Source organism: Zhaonella formicivorans (assembly GCF_004353525.1).
Taxonomy (GTDB): domain Bacteria; phylum Bacillota; class DUOV01; order DUOV01; family Zhaonellaceae; genus Zhaonella; species Zhaonella formicivorans.
The window spans coordinates 975,793-1,000,451 of sequence record NZ_CP085524.1 but is presented as its reverse complement, the minus strand read 5'-3'; the positions used below and the strand labels follow the sequence as shown (position 1 = coordinate 1,000,451).

General features: G+C 43.3%; 24 protein-coding genes. 23 read left to right on the top strand and 1 reads right to left on the bottom strand.

Annotated elements, in window-relative coordinates:
• Positions 1-2: 2 nt before the first annotated feature.
• From EYS13_RS04910 to EYS13_RS04805, 22 genes are all read left to right on the top strand, one after another.
• Entirely contained in the window at positions 3-1,421 is a 1,419-nt protein-coding gene (locus tag EYS13_RS04910; RefSeq protein ID WP_227766486.1) for a cobyrinic acid a,c-diamide synthase CobB, read from the top strand.
• Positions 1,422-1,425: 4 nt separating this feature from the next.
• Positions 1,426-2,175 carry an adenosylcobinamide-GDP ribazoletransferase gene (gene cobS, locus EYS13_RS04905; protein WP_227766485.1) on the top strand — a complete coding sequence of 250 codons (750 nt, stop codon included), beginning with the start codon at positions 1,426-1,428 and terminating at the stop codon, positions 2,173-2,175.
• An 11-nt stretch (positions 2,176-2,186) separates the two neighbouring features.
• Positions 2,187-3,086, top strand: coding sequence for a GHMP family kinase ATP-binding protein (locus EYS13_RS04900; protein WP_227766481.1), 900 nt, complete (start codon positions 2,187-2,189; stop codon positions 3,084-3,086).
• The gene (cobD, locus tag EYS13_RS04895; RefSeq protein WP_227766480.1) at positions 3,086-4,171 is read left to right on the top strand and encodes a threonine-phosphate decarboxylase CobD; all 1,086 of its coding nucleotides are present in this window, start codon (positions 3,086-3,088) and stop codon (positions 4,169-4,171) included. Before EYS13_RS04900 ends, cobD begins: the two co-directional genes overlap by 1 nt.
• A gap of 9 nt (positions 4,172-4,180) precedes the next feature.
• A complete protein-coding gene (cobC, locus tag EYS13_RS04890; protein WP_227766478.1) occupies positions 4,181-4,789 on the top strand; it encodes an alpha-ribazole phosphatase in 609 nt (202 codons plus the stop codon).
• A 66-nt stretch (positions 4,790-4,855) separates the two neighbouring features.
• Positions 4,856-5,080 (top strand): helix-turn-helix domain-containing protein, encoded by a 225-nt coding sequence (locus EYS13_RS04885; protein ID WP_227766476.1) that lies wholly within the window; start codon positions 4,856-4,858, stop codon positions 5,078-5,080.
• A 122-nt stretch (positions 5,081-5,202) separates the two neighbouring features.
• Entirely contained in the window at positions 5,203-6,657 is a 1,455-nt protein-coding gene (gene guaB / locus EYS13_RS04880) for an IMP dehydrogenase (RefSeq protein WP_227766474.1), read from the top strand.
• A gap of 19 nt (positions 6,658-6,676) precedes the next feature.
• Entirely contained in the window at positions 6,677-7,381 is a 705-nt protein-coding gene (locus tag EYS13_RS04875; protein ID WP_227766473.1) for an HAD family hydrolase, read from the top strand.
• Positions 7,382-7,484: 103 nt separating this feature from the next.
• Positions 7,485-8,363, top strand: coding sequence for an AAA family ATPase (locus EYS13_RS04870; RefSeq protein WP_227766471.1), 879 nt, complete (start codon positions 7,485-7,487; stop codon positions 8,361-8,363).
• A 6-nt stretch (positions 8,364-8,369) separates the two neighbouring features.
• Positions 8,370-9,743, top strand: coding sequence for a VWA domain-containing protein (locus EYS13_RS04865; RefSeq protein WP_227766469.1), 1,374 nt, complete (start codon positions 8,370-8,372; stop codon positions 9,741-9,743).
• Between the two features lie 165 nt (positions 9,744-9,908).
• On the top strand, positions 9,909-10,340 hold the full coding sequence (locus EYS13_RS04860; protein ID WP_227766467.1) for an NUDIX hydrolase: 432 nt from the start codon (positions 9,909-9,911) through the stop codon (positions 10,338-10,340).
• A 170-nt stretch (positions 10,341-10,510) separates the two neighbouring features.
• A complete protein-coding gene (larE, locus tag EYS13_RS04855; RefSeq protein WP_227766464.1) occupies positions 10,511-11,335 on the top strand; it encodes an ATP-dependent sacrificial sulfur transferase LarE in 825 nt (274 codons plus the stop codon).
• Entirely contained in the window at positions 11,325-12,080 is a 756-nt protein-coding gene (gene larB, locus EYS13_RS04850) for a nickel pincer cofactor biosynthesis protein LarB (protein ID WP_277998255.1), read from the top strand. Before larE ends, larB begins: the two co-directional genes overlap by 11 nt.
• Entirely contained in the window at positions 12,080-13,258 is a 1,179-nt protein-coding gene (larC, locus tag EYS13_RS04845) for a nickel pincer cofactor biosynthesis protein LarC (RefSeq protein ID WP_227766462.1), read from the top strand. Before larB ends, larC begins: the two co-directional genes overlap by 1 nt.
• An 85-nt stretch (positions 13,259-13,343) precedes the next feature.
• A complete protein-coding gene (miaB, locus tag EYS13_RS04840; RefSeq protein WP_227766460.1) occupies positions 13,344-14,663 on the top strand; it encodes a tRNA (N6-isopentenyl adenosine(37)-C2)-methylthiotransferase MiaB in 1,320 nt (439 codons plus the stop codon).
• Between the two features lie 4 nt (positions 14,664-14,667).
• A complete protein-coding gene (locus EYS13_RS04835; protein WP_227766459.1) occupies positions 14,668-14,985 on the top strand; it encodes a YlbF/YmcA family competence regulator in 318 nt (105 codons plus the stop codon).
• Positions 14,986-15,075: 90 nt separating this feature from the next.
• Entirely contained in the window at positions 15,076-17,676 is a 2,601-nt protein-coding gene (gene mutS / locus EYS13_RS04830) for a DNA mismatch repair protein MutS (RefSeq protein WP_227766456.1), read from the top strand.
• 25 nt (positions 17,677-17,701) lie between these two features.
• Positions 17,702-19,528, top strand: coding sequence for a DNA mismatch repair endonuclease MutL (gene mutL, locus EYS13_RS04825; protein WP_227766454.1), 1,827 nt, complete (start codon positions 17,702-17,704; stop codon positions 19,526-19,528).
• 15 nt (positions 19,529-19,543) lie between these two features.
• Entirely contained in the window at positions 19,544-20,494 is a 951-nt protein-coding gene (gene miaA / locus EYS13_RS04820) for a tRNA (adenosine(37)-N6)-dimethylallyltransferase MiaA (protein WP_227766453.1), read from the top strand.
• A gap of 54 nt (positions 20,495-20,548) precedes the next feature.
• The gene (gene hfq, locus EYS13_RS04815; protein ID WP_227766452.1) at positions 20,549-20,791 is read left to right on the top strand and encodes an RNA chaperone Hfq; all 243 of its coding nucleotides are present in this window, start codon (positions 20,549-20,551) and stop codon (positions 20,789-20,791) included.
• Positions 20,792-21,095: 304 nt separating this feature from the next.
• Entirely contained in the window at positions 21,096-22,052 is a 957-nt protein-coding gene (locus EYS13_RS04810; protein WP_423055322.1) for an AAA family ATPase, read from the top strand.
• Positions 22,053-22,127: 75 nt separating this feature from the next.
• Positions 22,128-23,387 (top strand): methionine gamma-lyase family protein, encoded by a 1,260-nt coding sequence (locus EYS13_RS04805; protein WP_227766448.1) that lies wholly within the window; start codon positions 22,128-22,130, stop codon positions 23,385-23,387.
• Positions 23,388-23,504: 117 nt separating this feature from the next.
• Here EYS13_RS04805 and lexA read toward each other — a convergent pair whose 3' ends face one another.
• A complete protein-coding gene (gene lexA, locus EYS13_RS04800; RefSeq protein WP_227766446.1) occupies positions 23,505-24,119 on the bottom strand; it encodes a transcriptional repressor LexA in 615 nt (204 codons plus the stop codon).
• Positions 24,120-24,286: 167 nt separating this feature from the next.
• Between lexA and EYS13_RS04795 the strand changes: the two genes are divergently transcribed.
• A complete protein-coding gene (locus EYS13_RS04795) occupies positions 24,287-24,592 on the top strand; it encodes a LysM peptidoglycan-binding domain-containing protein (protein WP_227766445.1) in 306 nt (101 codons plus the stop codon).
• Positions 24,593-24,659: the final 67 nt, after the last annotated feature.

The following is a 24,659-nucleotide window of genomic DNA, read 5'->3' as shown; positions in this document are numbered from 1 at the left end:
AATTGAAAGTACCTCGCGTTGTATTAGCCGGAACTCATAGCGGCGTAGGCAAAACCACCATAGCAACAGGCATAATGACTTATTTGAGCCGATTAGGTTATAAGGTACAGCCTTATAAAGTCGGCCCTGATTATATCGACCCCAGCTACCATTCTTACGCCACCGGCAACATTTCCAGGAATTTAGATGCTTTTCTGACAGGAGAAGAAAAGTTAAAACAGCTTTTTTTAGTTTCAGCCGCAAAAGCCGACTTGGCTGTGATTGAAGGAGTTATGGGTTTATACGATGGGCACCGGAATGGGGATTACAAGAGCAGTACGGCGGAGATAGCCAAGCTGTTGCAAGCCCCGGTCATTTTAATTCTTAATGTCCATTCAATGGCTCAGAGTGCAGCCGCCATGGTACTGGGTTATAAGCTGATGGATCCGGAAGTAAAAATAGCAGGAGTTATTTTAAACAGAGTAGGCAGCCAGCGCCATTTACAGATGGTCAAGCATAGTATTGAGGAACACACCGGTATTCCGGTTGTGGGTTTCATTGGAAGACATGAAGAATTAACACTGCCTGAAAGACATTTGGGACTGGTGCCTTTGGGCGAAAGAGAGGAACTGAAAAATTGTTTTGGAATGCTGGCCGAAAGAATTGGGGCTAATTTGGACGTTGCAAAGCTCTTGTCAATTGCCCATAGTGCATGTGAATTGGAAGCCCCCGATGCTATGGAGATTCAAAGCTGCCGGTCGGAAAAAATACGAGTTGCCATTGCCAGGGATGAAGCATTTAGTTTTTATTACCAGGACGGATTGGACTACCTGGCAATGCTGGGCGTAGAGTGGGTGCCGTTCAGCCCGCTCTGGGATAAATCTCTTCCCGGCGATATTAGCGGGTTGTTTATTGGCGGGGGATTTCCGGAAATGTTCTTGAAGCAGCTAGCCCAAAACACTGCTTTGAAACATGAAATTGCCGACCAGGCGGCCTGCGGATTACCAGTTTATGCCGAATGCGGCGGTTTGATGTATCTTTGCCAAAACATTATTGACTTTGAGGGAAAGGAATACCCCATGGTAGGTGTAGTGCCGGCCTCGGCCAAGATGGAAAAACGCCTAGTGGGCATGGGGTACCGCGAATATGAAGTTCTCCTGCCCTCTATTTTGGCTCAGGCCGGTGAAAAAATCAGGGGGCATGAATTTCACTATTCTGCACTGCTTGTTCAGGGGCAAGATTTCCCGTGGGCTTACCAATATGTGAATGGGGAAGGTCAGATGACACGAGAAGGTTACGCCCGGGGCAATGTCTTAGCCTCCTATTTGCATTTTCACTTTGCCGGGAATCCCAAAGCTGCAGCTGCATTTGTAGAAAAGTGCCGCTTATTTGCTGCGTGTCAAGCAGACAGGGGTGACCGTGCAGCCGCAAAGGGGGTTTAGCCTTTTGGGACAATTTAAAATTTTTTGTGCCGGGATTCAGTTTTTGACCCGTTTACCTTGCCCCACATTCCCTTTTAAAAAAGAATATTTTGTTGATGCTTTGCAATACTTTCCGGTGGTTGGCCTGTTGATTGGCGCCATCTTAGTTATTATTCATTATTTTTTCAGTCAGCTTTTCAGTACGGCTGTTACAAGTGTCTTAATTATTTTTGTTTATGTATTAATTACAGGAGGCCTGCATCTGGACGGGTTAATGGATACAATTGACGGTCTCTTCTCGCATCGCTCCAGGGAGAGAGTTTTGGAAATTATGAAGGACAGCAGGGTTGGGGCCCATGGAGTAACAGGTGCTATAGTTTTGCTGCTTTTAAAATACAGTATTTACCTGGAGCTGGGGCTGACAATTTTCTATGTTGCATTTTTACAGATTCTTGTTTTAAGCCGTTGGAGTATGGTCTTCCTAATCCATTACTTACCTTACCTTAGAACGGAAGGTTTAGGAAAAATGTACAAAGAACAAAGCACCACGAGGCAGTTTTGGGTGGCTTCAGCAGTAACACTTCTTTTGCTTGCAGTGCTAGACTGGCGACAAGGAATAGCGCTGTTTGCATTGTTTTGGCTTTTTACTTGGTGTTACGGAAGGGCAGTTACCCGGGCACTAGGTGGATTGACCGGAGATACCTACGGTGCTTGCGCAGAATTGGCAGAGGTCTTTGGCCTTTTGCTGACGCTCCTGCTGGGTAGATTAGTGTGAGGAGGTAATTTATGTACGCCAGCGTAAAAGCCCCAGGATCTTGCGGAGAATTGGTGCAGGGAGTTATGGGGGGAAGAAATTTTTTGGTTACTTGCCCTATTAACAAGTATTCCGTGGCTACAGTGAAAATTTTCCCCCATAAAACGGAGATTGTCGGGACTAAAGCCAAGAGCAAAGCCTGTCAAGCTGTACAAAGGACACTGGCACATTTTAACTGCTCTTACGGTGCTGAAGTACAAATTGAATCCCAACTACCCGTGGGCAAGGGAATGGCCAGCAGCACTGCTGATCTCAGCGCTGCGGCTTTAGCCACAGCTCTTGCTTTGGGGGAGCACTTATCTTTGGAAGAAATAGCTGATATAGCCCTAGGCATAGAACCGTCCGACGGCACTTTTTACCCCGGGATAGCGCTTTTTGACCATGTGCAGGGCACAGTCCGCCGGATCTTAGGCAACCCACCTGCAATGAAAATACTAATTGTAGATTTAGGCGGGGAAGTGGATACTGTAGAATTTAACAGACAGGAAGGCCTGTGGGCCAAAAACCTGAGTAAAGAAAAAGAAATCTCTAAAGCCCTAGAATTAATTGAAAGGGGTATTGCTCTCAATTCACCCAAATTAATCGGGGAAGGAGCCAGTATTAGTTCCCTGGCCAATCAGATCATACTTTACAAACCTGGTTTGGAGGATTTGTTGGAAACGGTATTGAAAAATGGAGGCTATGGCATTAATGTCGCCCACAGCGGCACCGTAGTCGGCATTTTATTAGATGCTGCAGATAACCGCATACAGGAATGGCAATATTTAGTGCGAACCGTTCTTAAATCAGGAGTGACTTTTTACCAGGCCGACTTAGTGGGGGGAGGCCTGGTACCCTTGGAAGAGCAGAAAAAAGAAATGTGGTGTGGTTAATGAAAAATGGTTTACCAGAACATGGAGGCAATCTTTCTTGGGCAAAGAGACATTACGGCAGAACTGATTTTCTGGATTTTAGTGCCAACATTAACCCTTTAGGCTGTCCGAAAAGCGTTTTTGAAATTCTGAGCAGCTCTTGGCAAGAGCTGCTCCATTACCCGGACCCGGAGGCTGCTCTATTAAAAGAAACATTGCAGGATTATTACCATCTGCCAAAGGAACATCTTTTACTGGGCAACGGCGCTGTGGAACTTATTTATTTAATCTGCCTATGGCTACATCCCCGGCGGGTTTTAATCCTGGAGCCGACTTTTTCCGAATACGCCAAAGCGGCCAAGGCAGTGAAAGCTGATTTGAGCTATTTGCCTCTTTATACGGGTGAAGAGTTCCAACTGGATTTGAGACAATTAGAGGAGAAGCTGAAGAGCGCAGATCTGTTTTTTTTATGCAATCCCAACAATCCTACTGGCAATATTTGGAGCTATGAAGTGTTGCATAAAATTGAAGAGCTTTGCCTTAAATACCGGACATTTCTGGTTGTGGATGAATCGTTTATCGATTTTGTGCCCGATAAAGAACATTATTCGCTCCGGAAAAATGTACGGCATAACCCTAATTTATTTGTGCTGCATTCACTGACTAAATTTTTTGCCATCCCCGGCCTGCGCCTGGGCTGCGGCCTAGCCCATCCTGATTTGATTGCGGAATTGAGCAACATAAAAGATCCGTGGAACATCAATGTGTTTGCGCAACTAGCTGGGAAAGCTGCCGTAGAAGATAAATTGTTTCAAACTGAGACCATAAAATATGTGAGCAGGGAAAAAGATTTTCTGTATAATGAAATTGTCAAATTTCCGGCATACCATGTTTTCCCTTCAGCAGCTAATTTTTTATTGTTCAAACTGCTGCCGGGAGAATTGACTTCCAGCCTGCTTACTGACTCTTTAGCCCGGCAGGGGATTTTAGTTCGTAACTGTAACACTTTCCCGATTTTGGGGGAAAATTTTATCCGCATTGCGGTGCGAAAAAGAGAAGAGAATATTAGGCTGCTCGCTGCCCTTGCGGAAACCGGTCATTTATAGGAGGTTCACGTGACTGAGATTATTTTGATCAGGCATGGAGAAACGATTTGGAATAATGGAGGGATATACCAGGGCCATACCGATATTCCTTTAAGTGAAACAGGGAAAGCACAAGCTGCAAAACTAGGTGAGCGACTCAAGACTAAAGCAATCGATGCATTTTACGCCAGTGATCTGTCCAGGGCCTACGAAACAGCCCGGATCGTTGCAGCCCCTCACTCCAAGGAGGTAAAATTACTGCCGGAATTCAGGGAAATGAATTTCGGGGAATGGGAAGGTCTCAATTACAAGGAAATCATGGTTAAATACGGCCCGCTAGCCCAACAGTGGTACACCAACCCTGAAGCCATTTGTATCCCAGGTGGAGAATCTTGTACGCAGTTAAAAGAGAGGGCTTATAAAATGCTGCAGAGTCTGGTGAAAGCCCACCGGGGACAATGCATAGCAATTATCAGCCATGGAGGAACAATTAGAATGCTGATCATTGCTGCAATGAGTTGGGACACCAGCTGCTTTTGGCGCTTACGTCAAGATAACACTGCATTAAATATCTTGGAGTTTAATGAAGAGCAAGCAATTTTAAAATTGTTTAACGACACCTGTCATTTAAAAGGTTAGCTTTACAGAAACATAGTCTTTAGCCAGTTTGGTTAAACTAAAGCAAAATAAAAGGGAGGGACCAAAATGGCTGAAGATTTTGTTTCCAGGGTGCCTTGGAGCGCAGAGCCAAGCCTGAAAGAGAAAACAGAAGAAGTAGGCATCGATTTTGATAGTTTTATCGCTGGACTTGCGGCTAACAAAACAGATACGGAAATGGCTGAGGAATTCAATGTCTCTACCAAAACTATCACGCACCTCCGTGAGCATTTTGAACATTTAGGGATTCATTCCATCATGGGGCAGGATTAACCTGCCCTTTTCTGTACCAGCCGTTTGGAAGAGTTTACGCAGTTCTAAATCTTTTTGTTGACAAACAATATTTTGTGCTATAATTATTGGAAAAACATTGGAGCAGTTTGGAGGAGAAGAATTTGTACCCTGACAAGTTTGGTAAAGAAGGGCTTACTTTTGATGATGTCTTGCTGATTCCCGCTGAGTCGGCGGTTCTGCCGCGGGATGTAGACGTTACCACATTCTTAACCAAAAATATTAAGCTAAATATTCCGATCATGAGCGCCGGCATGGACACGGTGACCGAAGCACGCTTGGCTATTGCCATTGCCAGAGAAGGTGGAATTGGCGTAATTCATAAAAATATGTCCATTGAAAGGCAGGCTTTAGAGGTTGATCGTGTCAAAAGATCAGAACACGGAGTAATCACCGACCCTATTTTCTTGAGCCCGGAACACACAATTCAGGATGCTTTAACCATCATGGAAAGGTATCATATTTCCGGAGTCCCTATCACGGTGCAAGGTAAACTGGTAGGCATTTTAACCAACAGGGATTTAAGGTTTGAAAAAGATTACAAACGCAAAATTGGAGAGGTTATGACCAAGGAAAACCTGGTTACCGCACCCGTGGGAACTACCTTGGAACAGGCCAAGGAAATATTGCAGCAGCACAAAATTGAAAAACTTCCCATTGTGGATGAAAATTTTAATTTAAAAGGTTTAATCACCATTAAGGATATTGAAAAAGCCAGACAGTTCCCCAATGCTGCCAAAGACAGTAAGGGAAGACTACGGGTTGCTGCTGCCGTAGGGGTCGGGGCCGAAACTATGGAGAGAGTTAAAGCCCTGGTTGAAGCGGGCGTAGACGCCTTGGTAGTGGATACAGCCCATGGCCATTCCCGGGGCGTGCTGGAAACTGTCAAAAAGATCAAGGAGAATTACCCGCACACGGAGCTAATTGCAGGCAATGTGGCAACCGGCGAAGCAACCAAGGCCCTTATTGAGGCTGGTGCAGATGCCGTAAAAGTAGGTGTAGGGCCGGGTTCTATTTGTACCACCAGGGTGATTGCGGGGATAGGGGTGCCGCAAATTACTGCTGTTTATGATTGTGCACAGGCGGCCAAACCTTACGGTATTCCAATTATTGCCGATGGAGGCATTAAGCATTCCGGCGATATACCAAAAGCTATCGCGGCAGGTGCCAGCGTGGTCATGATCGGTAGTCTCTTGGCAGGAACGGAGGAAAGCCCCGGAGAAATTGAGATTTACCAAGGTAGAAGCTTCAAAGTCTACCGCGGTATGGGTTCACTGGGAGCCATGAAAGAAGGAAGCAAGGACCGTTATTTTCAAGAAGATGCGAAAAAGCTGGTCCCTGAAGGTATTGAAGGAAGAGTTCCCTATAAAGGCCCTCTGTCGGAAACAATTTTTCAGCTTGTTGGTGGCTTGAGAGCGGGTATGGGCTACTGCGGAACTGCAACTGTTAAAGAACTGCAAGAAAAAGGAAGGTTTGTGAGGATTACCGGAGCTGGCCTGGTAGAGAGTCACCCCCACGATGTAATTATCACCAAGGAAGCTCCCAATTATAGGCTTTAATGTGAGGAGAGAGAAACCGGTGCTGGAAGCAATTCTTTTTGACTTGGATGGCACGTTGCTGCCCATGGATACCGATGAATTTTTAAATCACTACTTTAAACTCTTAACAGAAAAGATGCAGCAATATCTGGATTCTAAGCTTTTTATGCGGGAGCTCTTGGCAGCAACTGACGCCATGATCAAAAATACGGATTCCGCCAAAAGCAACGAACAAGTTTTCATTGAAGCATTCTTTCCGGCTACGGGTTTGGTTGCAACGGAAATTATGCCGGTGTTCGAGGAATTCTACACCAACGATTATTGTCAGCTGGGCTGTTATTTTCAACCGGACCCGCTGGTAAAAGAGATCGTTCACGCAGCCCAAGAAAAAGGATTAAAATTGGTGTTAGCAACTAACCCGTTATTTCCGTTGATAGCAATCAAGGAGCGGATGCGTTGGGCAGGCGTCAGTGAATTTGACTTTGCACTTATAACCAGTTATGAAGAAATGCATGCCTGCAAGCCCAATTTGGAATATTACCGTGAAATATGCGCTAAAATAAAGGTGCCGGCCCGGAACTGTTTAATGGTTGGCAACGATGTAGAAGAGGACTTGATAGCCCAAAAAATTGGGATGCAAACATTTTTAGTCGAGGACTATTTGTTAAACAGGCACGATCTGCCAATTAATGCTGATTACCGGGGCAGCTTAAAAGAACTGTATCAGTTCGTTGTTCAGCTATAAGAAGTGCAGGATTATTCCTGCACTTTTTTGCAGGAAAATGGGAGGGCATAGGGAATATATCCTACAAATTAAACAGTTGTTTTCCTGAGGAGTGAGACTGTTGGTGGAAAGCTATCAGGAATTAATGGAAAAGTTCAGGGAGAAACATTATTTTCTAAAAGACTCTGCAGCTCTGGTACTTTTTTTGGCTTATAAATTGGAAAAACCCCTGCTGGTGGAAGGTCCTGCCGGTGTGGGCAAAACCGAATTGGCTAAAGTGTTGGCAGACGTAGCAGGCGCGCGGCTGATTCGCCTGCAGTGTTACGAAGGCCTGGATGAAAGCAAGGCATTATACGAATGGAATTACCAAATGCAGCTCCTGTATCTGGAAGCTGTCAAAAAGCACGAGAATTGGCAGCAGTTAAAAAAGAATATATACAGCCAGGAATTTTTGCTGCCTCGTCCTCTTTTGGATGCCATTCAGGCCATGGAACCGACAGTTTTGCTGATTGATGAGCTGGATAAGAGTGATGAGGAGTTTGAAAGTTTTTTACTGGAATTGCTGGCAGAGTTTCAAATTTCCATACCTGAGCTTGGGACGATCAAAGCGAAGAACAAACCTACAGTCATCATTACCAGCAATAGCAACCGGGAATTTTCGGAAGCTTTAAAACGGAGATGCTTCCACTTATATTTAGATTACCCCGATTTAGAGATGGAAACTGCTATAGTGTCGGCCAAGCTTCCGGAACTTCCCTCGCAGCTAGTACGGCAAATTGTGGCTTTTGTACAGGGTTTGCGCCAGTACGATCTGAAAAAAGTGCCCAGTATCGCTGAAACCCTGGATTGGGCCAAAACAATCCTTTTTTTAGGTAAAGACGTGTTAAAGCAGGAAGATGTAAAGAGCACACTGCCAATTCTCCTAAAGTTTCAGGAGGATATTGAAAAGGTGGAGCTAAAGATGGAATACTTGTTAACCTGTAACCATTCCGGGGAGAGGTAAGAGGTAATGCTCCAAGCAATAATCACTTTCGTCGGCTACCTGCGTAAGGCTGGTTTTACAATCTCGGGGGCTGAAATAGAAAGTTGCCTACAAGCACTTGCCTTAATAGAGCCGAGCCGCGAAAATTTTAAACAGGTGCTGCAATGTAGCTTTGTCAAGAGCCAAGCCGATGCAGAAGCTTTTTCAAAATTATATCATGCTTTTTTTAGTTTGCAGACACATTGTGATTTTAAAGTCAGAGGCAGTCAAGAAAGTTCATTTTCTTACCTGCAACAACATTCCGCCCATACGGATGGCAGAGGAGTAGGACAAAGTGGGGCGGGTGGAAGCAGCCTATGCCAGGCTTTACTCAGCGAAGATTTTACCCAAATCAGAAAGCTCATTAATGCTGCGCTGCGTATTGTTACAGATGAATCGGCAGCGGTCAACAAAGAAACTATTCATGAATTGCTGCGCAAGCTCAAAATTAACCTGGACTGGGCTATGACAGAGCACCAACTGTTTCAAAAGCTGGACCATCAGCCGGACCGCCTCTACTATTACCAAAGCTTACTGCACAAGGTGGAAATGGAGTTAGAGTTAGAACTGGTGAAATGGTTAGCTCGAAAAGATAGCACCCGTACCTTGGAGCGCTATGCTTACAGTTTAAATTACAGACAACTTGCGTTTAATCAATTATCTAAAGAGCAGTTTGCACTGGTCAAAAAGCAAGTACTCAAATTGGGGCGTAGACTGGCTGTCAGGAGTGGACGGCGAGGCAAAGCAGCCAAGCGAGGGCAAATATCCATGCGTTATACGGTACGCAGCGCATTCAAGACCGGTGGAACGGTTTTAAAAGTGGTGAGAAGAAAGAAGGTTCCCGGCAAGCCGGAGCTTCTCTTGCTTTGTGATCTTTCCAACTCGGTAATCCAGTTTAGCCATTTTTTCTTGCTCCTGGTTCACGCCATGCAAAAAAGATTCCGTTCTGTGCGCACTATGATCTTTGTAGATCGGCTGGAAGACATCACTACCTATATCCAAAAGCACGATTTCCCCGAAGTGGTGGAAAAATCACTTTTTAATTCGGGGATCTCAGCTTCAGGTTTTTCCGACTTCGGTCGGGTTTTTTGCGATTTATATAAGTTTCACAGCTCACTTTTAAAACCAAAGACAACGCTGATCATTTTAGGAGATGCCAAAAACAATTGGCGACCTCCTCGAACCGAAGCTTTTCAAGCTATCGCCGCTAAATGTGACAAGGTTTATTGGTTGAACCCCCGGCCCCGCTCTACCTGGTTTGAAGAAGATAGCATTTTGCATCTTTACATGCCTTATATAAATGCAGTTTACGAGTGCCGCAATTTAGAGCAATTGCGGGTTATAGCCAGGCAAATTTTTTAGCTATCTTATATCTTATTTAGCTGGTTTAGCTACCACGTTACCGTAAACAATTCCTAAAATAGTATGCTAATCAGCTATAAACTTTTGACCCGGAAGGAAATGCTGCTGCTATTGTCGAATATATTATAGTAAGATTTTCACAAATACCCTCAGGAGGTGCATCGAGTGCTTTTTAGAAATTGCGCTGGTGGCATTGTGTTCAACGGGGATAGTGTATTTATCTTACAAAATGAAAAGCATGAGTGGGTTCTACCAAAAGGGGTAATCCGGAATGGTGCTCATGCCAGCGAAGTGGCTTTAAAAAGGGTTTTAGAGGAAGGTGGAATAAACGCAAAAATTATTGCACCCGCCGGAGAAACTAGCTATGAGTTTTATTCTTACTCCAGGCAGCAACCCGTTTGCAATAAAATCACCTGGTTTGTGATGGACACGGACCAAACCGATTATCGTGTAAATTGCGAGGAAGGATTCCTAGACGGAGGCTTTTATCCGATACAGGAAGCCATTGAAAAGATTACTTACAGTCAAGATAAATCGCTGGTAAGAGTTGCTTATAGAAAGATCGCCAAGATTCTGGAAATGGAGAAAGGAGCCTAGCAGCATTTGCTAGGCTTTTTTTGTTGACATTACTTTTTGGACAGGAAAATAATTTTGCTACCAGACTTATTTTTCGATACAATATTGGTAGCTTATTGGGTAATTTAAGGATAGTGTTAACTAACTTATGAAAAATGCAGTTAAGGAGTATATGTATAGGGAGGAAAAAAATGAGTTTAGAGCACAAGCTGCAGGTGTTGCAAAATATCTTACGGGAATATGAGAGCGTGGCTATTGCTTTTTCGGGGGGAGTAGACAGTACGTTTCTGGCCAAAGTGGCTTATGATGTCTTAGGAGACAAAGCGTTGGCGGTAACAGCCATTTCTGAGACATTTCCTGCCAGGGAACTTGAAGAGGCGAAGAGATTAGCACGGGAGATCGGTATATCCCAGGAATTTATTCATACCAAAGAATTGAACAACAGCAAGTTTGCTGAAAATTCACCTGAGCGCTGTTACTTTTGTAAAAACGAACTTTTTAGCAAAATAAAGGAACTGGCCTTGGAAAGGGGATATAAATACGTTTTAGATGGCGCTAATTATGATGATTTGAATGATTACCGGCCCGGAATGAAAGCAGGTAAAGAGCTAGGAGTAAAAAGTCCTTTAAAGGAAGCGAAAATAACTAAAGAGGATATACGGATATTGTCCAGACAACTTGGACTTCCTACTTGGGACAAACCTTCATTTGCCTGTTTATCATCCCGTTTCCCCTATGGACACAAGATAACCAAGGAAAACCTGGCAATGGTGGACCAGGCAGAAAATTTTTTGCGAGATTTGGGTTTCGGACAACTTCGGGTTCGCCACCACCAGGACATGGCCAGGATAGAGTTGGAGCCAAAAGCCATGCAGGAAGCATTGACTAAGGCGGATCTGATTGTAGAGAAACTAAAGTCAATAGGTTATACCTATATTACATTAGATCTGCAGGGTTACCGGACAGGCAGTATGAATGCAGGCTTGAAAGAAGTGGAAAAATATCGTGAATCCTAAAAATATCAAGCGTATTCTGGAAGAAGTTAAAGCAGGCAAGCTAGAGGTGGAAAGCGCCCTTGAGCAGTTTAAATCTTTACCTTATGAGGATCTCGGTTTTGCTAAAGTGGATCTGCACCGTCATTTGCGCCAGGGTTTTCCGGAGGTTATTTACTGTGCAGGCAAAACTCCGGAGCAGGTCGTTAAAATCATGCAGTCATTGAGTTCTGGGGAGCATAATATCCTGGCTACCAGGGCGTCACAGGCAGTTTATGAGCACGTTAAATTGATCTTTCCGGAAGCTTGTTACCATGAGCAGGCACGGTTAATTGTAATAAAAAAAGGAGAACAAAAGAGCATCGGTTGTGTACTGGTAATTAGCGCAGGCACTTCCGATTTGCCTGTAGCAGAAGAAGCAGCTTTAACTGCTGAAGTGATGGGCAATAAAGTAGAACGCCTGTATGACGTAGGGGTAGCTGGTATTCACCGCTTGTTGCATAACCAACAGTTACTCTACGCTGCTAAAGTTATTATAGTAGTGGCTGGAATGGAAGGAGCACTGGCCAGCGTAGTGGGTGGTTTAGTGGATAAACCTGTGATCGCAGTACCTACCAGTGTTGGGTATGGCGCTAGTTTCGGCGGTGTGGCAGCTCTTTTAACAATGTTGAACAGTTGTGCCTCAGGCGTCAGCGTGGTAAATATCGATAACGGCTTTGGAGCCGGCTACATGGCAAGTTTAATCAATAAGATTGGAGAGGTAGATTAGTGCGGGTCGCATATTTCGATTGTTTTAGTGGAATCAGCGGAGATATGGTTTTAGGAGCTCTAATTGATGCAGGCTTGGAGCCCAGTGTTCTGGAGGAACGTTTATCTTCTCTTGGTTTAGAAGGATATAAACTGGAATTTGTTAGGGTCACCAAACAAGGAATTGCGGGAACCAAGGTGAATGTAAGCACTGAAGAAGCTCATGCGCATAGGCATCTGGCCGATATTAACGCTATTTTGGAAAAAAGTGAACTGCCGGTCAAAGTTGTTAAAACAGCTAAAAGAATCTTTGCTAACTTGGCTAAAGCGGAGGCAAAAGTTCATAACACCCAACCTGAGAAGATTCATTTTCATGAAGTAGGGGCCATAGATGCCATTATTGACATTGTTGGGGCAGTAATCGGCCTAGAAGAGTTAGGTGTAGAGGAAGTTTATGCTTCCCCGCTGCATACCGGTTCCGGTTTTGTGCAATGTGCCCATGGGCTGATGCCGGTACCGGCTCCTGCAACTGCCGAACTGCTTAAGAGTGTTCCAGTTTATTCTAAGGGTATTGAGCATGAGCTAGTTACGCCTACTGGTGCGGCCATAATCACGACTTTAGCCAAAAGTTTTGGAAATTTGCCTGAGTTGGTAGTGGAAAAGATCGGTTATGGCGCTGGTGAGCGTGATTTAGAAATACCAAACTTGCTACGAGTAGTTATTGGCCGCGGAAAAACGGGAGTAGATGGGTTGCACACCGGGACATTTACGATGATTGAAACTAATATTGACGATATGAACCCTGAATTTTATGATTACCTTTTTTACAAACTTTCTGTGGAAGGGGCTGTGGATGTTTACCTCAGCTCGGTATACATGAAAAAGAACAGGCCGGGTACCATGCTCCATGTTTTAGCTCCAAAAGAGAAGCAAATGAAACTTATCCAAACTATTTTTAAGGAAACAACTACACTGGGCGTAAGGTGTTATGAAATACAAAAAATTTCTTGTGCCAATGAACACATTCCGGTGGAAACAAGATATGGAACAGTGAGAATTAAAGTTAGCAAAAATAACGGGGAAATAGTAAATGCTGCTCCCGAATATGAGGATTGCCGTTTAGCAGCGATAAAGCACAATGTACCCATCAAAATAGTATATGATGCAGCTAAAATAGAAATCCGGGAGCTACTGAAATAATTCACAGGGCGGAGTTTACCGCCGTTTTTTTTAAAAGGCTTCTTGGAAAAATAAGCTTGGCCATGTGTAAGAAAGGAGCGGATAAATGTTTTACCATATCGAGATCTGGGGCTGTCAGATGAATGAACATGATGCGGAAATTCTATCGGGCATGTTGGAACAAATCGGCTATAGAAAGACGGAAGTTCTTTCTCAGGCCGACGTAATAATCTTGTATACGTGCTGCGTGCGGGAAAAAGCGGAACATAAAGTTTTTGCGCGGCTAGGGCAATTAAAAAAATATAAGACTACCAACCCCAACCTGCTGATTGCAGTAGGGGGTTGTATGGCCCAACAGCCGGAGATGGGAGAAGATATCAGGGTCAGGGCCCCTTACGTGGATCTGGTTTTTGGCACCCACAACATTCATCGCTTACCTCAATTGCTGGAGGAAGCTAAAGATGCTGAAGTTACTTTAATTGAAGTTTGGGATAGGGAGCGGGAAATTGTTGAGAATCTTCCGGCCAGCAGAATGAATAAGCTGAAAGCCTATGTGACTATAATGTACGGCTGTAACAACTTCTGCAGCTACTGCATTGTCCCTTATGTTAGGGGTAGGGAAAGAAGCAGGGAGCCGGAGGAAATTATCAAGGAATTAAAGGAATTAGCCTCAAACGGATTTAAGGAGATCATGTTTTTAGGGCAAAATGTAAATTCCTATGGCAAGGATTTAGCCCGTCCAGTGGATTTTGCCGATTTGCTTTTGCAGGCGGACGCTATTCCCGGACTAGAAAGAATTCGTTACATGACTTCTCATCCCAGGGATTTTACCGAAAAGTTAATAAACACAATAGCGGGTTCTCAAAAAATTTGTGAACATTTCCATTTGCCTATTCAGGCGGGCAGCAACAGAATTTTAAAGCTGATGCGCAGAGGTTACACCAAGGAAAGTTATTTAGAACTAATTGCCAAGGTGAGGGAAGCAGTACCTCAAGCCACCTTAACCACCGATATTATTGTAGGGTTTCCCGGTGAGACGGACGAAGATTTCGCTGATACTTTAGAAGTGATCACCAAAGCCAGGTTCGATCAGGCATACACTTTTATTTATTCTCCCCGGAAGGGAACCCCGGCAGCCGAAATGCCTGATCAGGTACCACAAGAAGTAAAAAAGGAGCGTTTTCAAAAACTCTTGGATTTGCAAAACAGGATCAGCTGGGAACTGAATCAGCAAATGCTTGGCAAAATTGAAGAAGTGCTGGTGGAGGGAACAAGCAAAACGGACCCTGCAAAATTAAGCGGGCGTACCAGGGGAAATAAGATAGTGGTCGTGGACGGGCCGGAAGAACTTATCGGGCATGTTATTAAGGTTAAAATTGAGGAAGCCCAAACCTGGTCACTCCAAGGCAAAATTATTGGGGAGTAGAGCAATGGATGTAATAGCAAAAGCCCATGAATTAGCAGAAGCTTTGGCAAATTCCAGCGAACTCTTACGCTACCGCGCTGCGGAAGCCAGACTGCTGAACAACAGCGAGGCGCAAGTTAAATTGCAAGAGTTGCGAAGCGGAAATTTGGCCTTGGAAAAAATTGAAGATCCTGTTATTTACGAGTATTTAAGCGCTTATCGCGAGTTTTCCAACCTGTTAGAAGCAGTAAAATTCATTTTAACCTCTGCCTACGACGGCGAGCTTACTGCGGAAAATGGGTGTGGCCACTGCTGCCGACGAAATTTTAACTCCCCGCACTAATGGGGAGTTTTGCTTTAGCTGCCCTTTATTACCTTAGAAGTTATGTTATGGTATAATTTAAGCTAGCAGTTAAGCAGGGAGGGGTAATTGTTGAACAGTCTCACTCCGATGATGCAGCAGTATCTTGCGATTAAAAAGCAATATCAGGATGCGATCCTGTTTTTTAGATTAGGTGATTTCTACGAAATGTTTATGGAGGATGCTATACTGGCATCCAGGGAATTGGAAATAACATTGACCTCCCGGGAAAGCGGCGCAGAGCGGGTACCTATGTGTGGAGTTCCCTATCATGCTGCCGACAGCTATATTGCCCGCTTGATAGATAAAGGCTATAAAGTTGCAATTTGTGAACAGGTTGAAGATCCTAAGTCAGTAAAAGGAATTGTAAAAAGAGAAGTGATTAGGGTTATTACCCCAGGCACTATACTGGATGAAAAGGTGTTGCCGGAGAAACAGAATAATTATTTGGTAGCATTGACGAGCACGGAGGAATGTTACGGCCTAGCCTTTGTAGATATATCTACAGGCGAATTTCGCGCTGCTTCCATCGCAAAATCTAAAGGGCAAGGTCCCATTCTTGATGAAGTGGCCCGGTTGAATCCCGCTGAATGTTTAGTAAATGAAAGTGTACAGGCTGATGAAAACCTGCTTGCAGCCCTAAGAAAAATGTTGCGGTGCCAGGTAAGCTTCCCGGAGCTGGGCTGTTTAAATTTTAAGGAAAGCTATAACCTTTTAAAGCGGCATTTTGGTACAACTTCCCTGGCAGGATTCGGCTGCGAGCACTTACCTGCCGCTATAACTGCAGCTGCTTTGGTACTCCGTTACCTGCAGGAAACGCAAAAAATTGCTTTAAAGCATTTAACCAAAATTTCTTCGTATAGCATTGAATCGTTCATGCTGCTTGACCTGCAGACCAGGCGCAATTTAGAACTGCTAACTTCACTCAGGACCCAAAATAAAAACGGCTCCTTGTTGCAAATTCTAGATCTCACTGTCACAGCTATGGGCGGACGCAAGTTAAAACAATGGCTGGAACAGCCGCTGCTGGATCTGGATGCTATCAAGTTGAGACTAGATGCTACAGCAGAACTGGTGGAAAATCTTTTTTTACGAGAGGAAACCCGGTCTTATCTAAAGGAAATTTATGATCTGGAAAGGCTACTGGGAAAAGTTGCTTATGGAACGGCAAATGCCCGGGATCTGCTGGCTTTAAAGCATTCCTTGCAAGTGCTTGAACCCCTTAAAAAAGCGTTAAAGCAAAGTAATTCGCCTGGATTAAAAGCAATAAATGATGAGTTGCAGCTTTATCCCGAATTAACTGACCTTTTGGAACGGTCCATAGCGCCCGAACCTCCTCTGTCTTTAAAAGAGGGGGGGTTAATCAAAACAGGTTACAACCAAACGGTTGATCAATTGCGGCAAGCGAGCAGCGACGGCAAAGTATGGATTGCGAGTCTCGAACAGGAGGAAAGGGAACGAACAGGGGTTAAATCCCTCAAGATTGGTTTCAATAAAGTATTTGGTTATTATCTGGAAATAACCAAGGCAAACTTAAATAATGTACCTCCTGATTATATCCGGAAGCAAACCTTAGCCAACGCTGAACGTTACATAACCCCAAAATTAAAAGAATTAGAAGATCTTGTTTTACATTCGCAAGAACGTTTGGCAACGCTGGAATATGAAATATTTTTAGCCATAAGGGCTGAAGTGGCTAAGCTAACCGGCTCAATTCAAAAAACGGCACAACTAATTGCCGAATTAGATGTGTTGTGTAGTTTTGCAGAAGTAGCAGTACGCAATAATTATGTTAAGCCAGAGGTAGATAATTCAACTACACTGGAACTGATTGAAGCCAGGCATCCTGTGGTTGAGAAATTGGTTGCTGAGTGTGATTTTGTTCCAAACAACTGCTACTTAAATACTGCCGAACACCAGCTGGCAATTATAACTGGACCAAATATGGCAGGGAAATCAACTTATATTCGTACGGTAGCAATTTTAGCCATTATGGCTCAGATAGGCAGCTTTATCCCGGCTCGCCGGGCCAAAATAGGACTGGTAGACCGTGTTTTTGCCAGGGTAGGGGCTTCAGACGATTTGGCTACGGGGCAGAGCACTTTTATGGTGGAAATGAATGAAGTGGCTAATATCTTAAACAATGCTTCGCAGCGTAGCCTGATCATTTTGGATGAAGTTGGCAGGGGGACAAGTACTTTTGATGGTTTGAGCATTGCCTGGGCTATTAGTGAGTACCTGTTAGAAAACACGAAAGCCCGCACTTTATTTGCCACCCACTATCATGAACTAATCGAGCTGGAAAATTTGTTTTCAGGTGTGAAAAATTATAGCATGGCGGTAAAAGAACATAACGATCAGGTAATTTTTTTACGCCAGGTTGTGCCTGGTGGAACAGACAAAAGTTATGGTATCCATGTAGCGCAGCTGGCAGGCTTACCAAAAAAAGTTATTGAAAGAGCAAAGGAGAAATTGCATGAGCTAGAGCAAGAAGGCTGCCAACGGCAGTACAGGAGGGAAGCTGCAGCTGCGCAAGAAACCCAGCTCAGTTTTGTGCCTCCGGCTTATTACGAATTGATTATCAGTCGATTAAAAGAACTTGATTTAAATAATTTAACCCCGCTCAAGGCGCTTAATATTCTGGATGAGTTAAAAAGAAGCATAAAGGGTTAATTGTATACATAGGAGAGTTGTAAAGGTGGATTCAAAAATTGTAGTGCTTGATGCCCACACAGCCAACCAAATTGCTGCCGGTGAAGTAGTGGAAAGACCTGCTTCAGTTGTTAAGGAACTAGTAGAAAATGCAATTGATGCCGGCAGTACCAGAATTGAAATTGAAATAGCCGGCGGTGGTTTAACAACAATCAAAGTGACGGATAACGGGGAAGGCATGACTCCGGTTGATGCCGAGCTGGCTTTTTCCCGCCATGCCACCAGTAAGATTCAGTGTGCCAGTGATCTCTTCAAGATAACTACCTTTGGTTTCAGGGGTGAAGCATTGCCTAGCATTGCGGCAGTGAGCAAAGTACAGCTACTCACTAGAACTGCCGCCAGTTTGGAAGGCACTAAACTCACTTTAGCCGGTGGAAAAATTACCGGCCAGGAACCATGCGGCTGTCCGGCGGGGACTACCGTTATTGTAGAGGATCTTTTTTTTAATACTCCTGCCCGGCAGAAATTTCTTAAATCAACATTTAAAGAGGCAGGGGCTGTGGCGGATATTGTCAGCAGAATTGCTCTGATTCATCCCCAGATTTCTTTCAGATTGATTAGTGATGGCCGAATAATTTTGCAAACAAACGGTCAAAATAATCTCTTGACTGCAATTGCACAAGTTTACAGCACTGAATTAGCTAAGAAGATGCTGCCGGTAGAAATGGAAACGGAAAGCCTGCGTATATCCGGATTTATTGGCCAAAATTTCCAACATAGGGCCAGCCGTGAGATGCAAAATTTCTTTATTAACAAACGTTATGTTCACCACCTTAGACTAAGCAAAGCCCTGGAGGCGGGCTATCAAGGTACAATTCCGGTAAAACGTTATCCTATTTGCGTTATCAATCTAGAAATTGCTCCTGCCTTAATAGATGTTAATGTCCACCCGGCCAAGCTGGAAGTGCGCCTAGAAAGGGAAGAAGTTATCACGGAACAGCTGACCGAGCTGGTTCGGGCTACTTTGGAAAAGAAAAACCGGCTTCCGGAAACAGGTTTTCGCAAAGTCAAATATGTTCCCGCCAGCGAACAAGTCAGTTTGAATTTACCAACACTAGTTGCAGAACAAGTTAAGGAAAATTTTGTAACAGACAATGCTGCCGATTCGGAAGAAAAACAGGCAATGCTGCCGGCCACAAAGGAAGCCGGACAAAGCGCTAATTCCTTAACCCAACTGTTGCACAGGATTCAAACACCAACAGTGCCGCAGCCAATTACAAGTGAACAGGAGCAAGAGAAATTACCACCTATGCAAGTGATCGGACAATTGTATGACTCCTACATACTGGCTCAGGGAGAAAACGGTTTATATATCATTGATCAACACGCGGCCCATGAGCGTATCATGTATGAGGAAGTCTTACACAAGTTCCTGGCGAAAAACAATTTGAGCAGCCAAATTTTAGCCGTTCCCCTGACCCTGGAACTCACTTATCAGGAAACCACTAAGCTGGTGGATAATATTTTTCATTTTAGATCGCTGGGAATTATTATCGAACACTTTGGCGGCAATACTTTTTTAGTTAGAGGGATACCTGTGGAGTTTACGCCGCAAGAAGGAGAAGACCTGGTCACTTCACTTTTGGTTGAATTACAGTCTAAAAATCCAAAAGAGATTTTATATGAAGATTTATTAAAAATTGTGGCATGTAAAAAAGCAGTTAAAGCTAAGAAAAGGTTAAATTTACCGGAAATGGAGTATTTGCTTCATAAATTGAATAGCACAAAATTTCCTTATAGCTGCCCTCACGGCAGGCCAACAATTATTAATCTTACGCTGGCTGAACTTGCCAGGAGATTCCTTCGTACTTAATGGAAGGTGTAGAAATTGCTAAAAATAGCTGCCATTGTAGGTCCAACCGCTGTCGGTAAAAGTAAGATTGCAGTAGAGGTGGCGGGAATAATTGGGGCAGAAATAATTTCTGCCGATTCTGTCCAGGTCTATAAAGGAATGAATATTGGAGCCGCTAAAATCACTCTCGAGGAGTCTTACACAACAGATGGCAATTTCATTCCCCACCATATGCTGGATATTGTAGAACCGGATGTGCAATACAGCGTTGCTGATTACAAAAATGCCGTAGAAAAACTTATTCCGGAAATCCTCGGGCGTAATAAGCTGCCATTGTTGGTGGGCGGTACAGGTTTATATATCCAAGCAATTATCGACCCCTACCAATTTGAACCCATACCAACCGATTGGGAATACCGGAAGGAATTACACAGAGAAGCGGAAGTAAAAGGAAATGAACATGTGCATGGCAAACTGGCTCTAGTTGACCCTGTAACGGCTGCACGATTACATCCCAATGATTTGCGCAGAGTAATCAGGGCGCTGGAAGTTTTTAAGGCTACAGGGCGTCCTATTTGGGCACAACATCGCGTAGGTAAAGAAAAAAGCCGCTACAATTTAAGTATAATTGGTTTGACTATGCCCCGGGAATTGCTCTACAAGAGAATTGATGAACGGGTTGAGCAGATGATAGCTCAAGGATTTATAACTGAAGTGGAAAATCTATTAGCTGCTGGTTACAGCTGCGAATTACCGGCTATGCAAAGCCTGGGCTATAAGCAAATCTGTCTCTATTTAAACGGTAAATGCACCCTGGAGGAAGCTGTAAGCTTGATTAAAAGGGATACAAGGAGGTTTGCTAAAAGGCAGCTGACCTGGTTTAAAAGGGATCATAGAATTAAATGGTACGAGCTAACGGCAGACACAGATAAAAATAGGTTAGCTGCGGAAATTGCTACAGAAATTGGCAGGACAATTAATACCTGATGTAGAATACGGTTATATTATATAAAGAAATATATGGTGCACGGAGGGAACATAATGACTAAACCACAAATCAACTTACAGGATGCATTTCTTAATCAAGTTCGCAAAGAAAATGTGCCTGTGACTATTTACCTAGTCAATGGTTTTCAATTGAAAGGGCTGGTTAAAGGTTTCGATAATTTTACGGTGGTCTTAGACGCCGAAGGTAAGCAGCAGATGGTATATAAACATGCCATCTCTACCATTATGCCTGCAAAGCCAGTAAATTTAAACAGCGAAACCAACCAAGCAAAATAGAACCTGCGGAGTTATTAAACCGCCCTTCATTGCTGAACAGTGAAGGGCTTTTAAGTATGCCCCTAGTAACCTCAGCAAAGGAAAAACTGATCCCATTCATCGTGTGTTGAGTGGTAACCTGAAGACGTTTTTTTCGATGTCACTTTTTTATGATTACCTTCGTATAATGATAGGGACCTTTAAATGTTGTTTCCTGAGATGAGGTGAAAGCATGGAGATCAAAATGAGTTTCAATAATCACAGAAAAAACGGAGAAGTTAATTCGGATTTGTTCCCGAACTTTGCTAAAAATTTTGATAAGCCTATGCTTAACCCTAAACCTAGAACACAAAATACCCGTAAAGATAAACTTTTACTTCCTGCGGCTCAATCTAATGAAAATAATCAAAAAGATTCTCTCAAAGAAATAATTGGCGAGTTAAATAGTCTAATTGGGTTGACCACTGTCAAAAAATTGATTGAAGAACTCTACGCATTTGTGGAAATACAAAAAAGGCGGGGCAAAGAGAACTTAATAGCGGATCCGTTGGTCCTACATATGGTCTTTAAAGGCAATCCTGGAACAGGAAAAACAACTGTAGCCAGGATCTTGGGGAAACTTTTTAAGGAATTAGCGGTTATCTCCAAAGGACATATTATAGAAGTTGAACGGGCCGATTTAGTTGGCGAATACATTGGCCATACTGCGCAAAGAACGAGGGAGCAGGTGAAAAAAGCTTTAGGCGGCATCCTGTTTATTGATGAAGCTTATTCCCTGGCCCGCGGCGGGGAAAAAGATTTTGGTAAAGAAGCCATAGATGTTTTAGTCAAGGCTATGGAGGACTATAAAAATAACTTTATTTTAATCTTGGCTGGGTACAAAGATGAAATGGAGTGGTTTATGCAAGCAAACCCTGGGTTGCGTTCTCGTTTTCCACTACATATTGAATTTCCTGATTACACAGTAACTGAATTACTGGCAATAGCCAAACTAATGGCGGAACAAAGGCAATATTCCTTCAATGCGGAAGCATTAGCTGAATTGGAAAGAATTTTACGTAAACAGCTGCTGTTAGGCCATAGTAAGAATGGCAATGCCCGTCTGGTAAGGAATATCATTGAAAAAAGTATAAGATTACAGGCGGTGCGTTTAATTAAGCAGGCGACAATTACCCGGGAAGACTTAGTTACCCTGACGAAAGAAGATGTGAAAGAAGAATGGATCAATGAAATACACGGCAAAGACCGGGAATGGATTGGAATGCAAGCGGAGGCTAACTAGGCATCTCTACTGGAATCTTTTCATAAAAAAAACTATAATTAGAGCGAAACTTCAATATGGAGGCTGTAACAGATATTGTCTAGCTATGAAGTTAATAAGCTACTTACCCGTGCAGTTGAGAGTGCGGAAAGCAAAAGCTTAGAAGCTATAAACAGGTTAAAACATGTGATTGAATTCAATCACTTCAAAGTGTTGAGGGCCTTTCATGATTACAAAGTAAGCGAGGAGTGTTTTCGGGGCAGTACAGGGTATGGGTATGGCGATTATGGAAGAGATCTTTTAGATAAATTATTTGCCAGGATTTTCGGCGCGGAAGACGGGCTCGTCAGGACTCAGATAGTTTCCGGAACCCATGCTATTTCCCTTTGCCTGTTTGGTATTTTAAAGCCTGGCGACAGAGTTGTAGCCATAACAGGGACCCCTTACGACACCCTTTTGAAAGTGATAGGTTATCCTAAGAATACACCTGGTTCCTTAACTGAACTAGGGGTAAAATATAGCGAAGTCAACCTAACTCCCGCAGGTTTTCCCGATTACGAGGCGATTGCGGAAAGCTTAAAGCCCGATACTAAGATGGTTTTGATTCAACGTTCCAGGGGATATGCGTGGAGACCGCCCTTGGATATAGAGCAAATTGCCAAATTAATCAATCATGTGAAGTCCGTAAACCCAAACATCATTTGTTTTGTTGATAATTGCTACGGGGAATTCGTGGAAGATAAGGAACCCACGGAGGTTAATGCGGATCTTGTGGCTGGTTCTTTAATCAAAAATCCCGGCGGAGGTTTAGCTCCCACCGGAGGTTATATTGTAGGCAAAAAAGAACTGATCGAGAGAGTGGGTTATAGGCTTACGGCTCCAGGTATAGGAGCAGAAGTTGGTTCAACTCAAGGCAATATCTACCGTTTGCTTTACCAGGGATTGTACATTGCTCCCCATGCTGTAGCCCAGGCTTTGGAAGGGGCTATCTTTAGCGCGGCCCTATTTGCTGAGCTGGGCTATAGAGTATCTCCGTCATATTCCGATAAACGCAGCGATATAATTCAAGCTATTATGCTAGGAAGCAGGGAAAAATTGATCGCCTTTTGTCAAGGGCTGCAGGAAGCTTCACCGCTAGATGCCCACGTAGTACCGGAACCTTGGAAAATGCCAGGTTATGAGGATGAGGTTATAATGGCTGGAGGGACTTTTGTTCAAGGTTCAACTATCGAATTAAGCGCAGATTCGCCTGTACGGGAACCCTACGTAGTATATCTTCAAGGAGGGTTATCAAGAGACTACGTGAAAATAGCCGTAATCAATGCTGCAAAGCGATTGCTTCAAAAGGGCAACTGATTGACGCTGTGGGAATTAATAATGAAAGCAGCAAATAAGTAAGTGAAACCATTTTTTGATTTTTTATTAAAAAAAAAGCATCAGCGAGCCGCTGGTGCTTTTTAATATATGTCTTTTTTAATATATGTAACGAAATAGACCAATTACTTTACCTAAAATTTTGACATCGTCGCAATAAATAGGTGACATATACCTGTTTTCTGGTTGTAAACGAATCCTATCCTTATCTTTAAAAAACCTCTTTATAGTTGCTTCTTCATCAATCATGGCAGCCACAATATCTCCGTTGTTGGCTGTATCTTGTTTTCTAACCAAAACCAAATCCCCATCCAATATACCGGCTTCGATCATACTATCTCCTACAACCGCTAACATAAAAACATCGCTGCTTCTGACAAAATCGTAAGGAAGCGGAAAAGTATCTTCAATATTTTCCACGGCGAGTATAGGAGTTCCGGCAGTTATCCGACCTACTAATGGAACAGGCACCATAGATTTGTAATTCCTCTGTCCTTCTCCGACCAAAACTTCAATGGCCCGGGGTTTGGTTGGATCACGCCGAATATAACCTTTTTCTTCCAATTGATTTAAATGTCCGTGAACAGTTGAACTTGAGCTCAATCCAACGGCTTCACCTATTTCCCTGACAGAAGGAGGGTAGCCTTTTTCTCTTAAGTTTTGCTGAATAAATTCCAAGATGGCTTGCTGGCGGCTAGTCAAATCTTCGTACATATCACGCCTCCTTAAAGAACAATATTCATTTTTTACCATTTTTATTATAGCATGTATTCTTATAATGTAAAACATTTGTTCGAAAATTTTTAGAAACCATCTTGCAAACGAACGTTAGTTCTGCTAAATTAAGTGTATAGGGAACATGAGTTTGGGAGGGTTGTAATATGCTTAAGCTTAGAAGAATCAACTCTAAAAAGAAAATAAACAAAATAAGAATTTTATTGGCTACAATATTATTGACAACTTTTTGGCTAGGTATAACAGGCCCTATAGAAGGGCAAGCCCTGGGTAACTCTACACAGCATATAAAGGTGGTAGTCAAAAAGGGAGATACATTATGGAACATTGCAGAAAAATACGGTCCAGCAGAGCAAGATATAAGAAAAACTATCTATGAAATTAAAATTATGAACAAAGTTGAGGATTTGTTACAGCCGGGCGATGTGCTAATAATACCGCAAACAGAGTAACTTTTACATTATGTAAACCATTTTGTTTTGTTAATTGCTTGTGATATAATTTTGCTATTAAATTGAT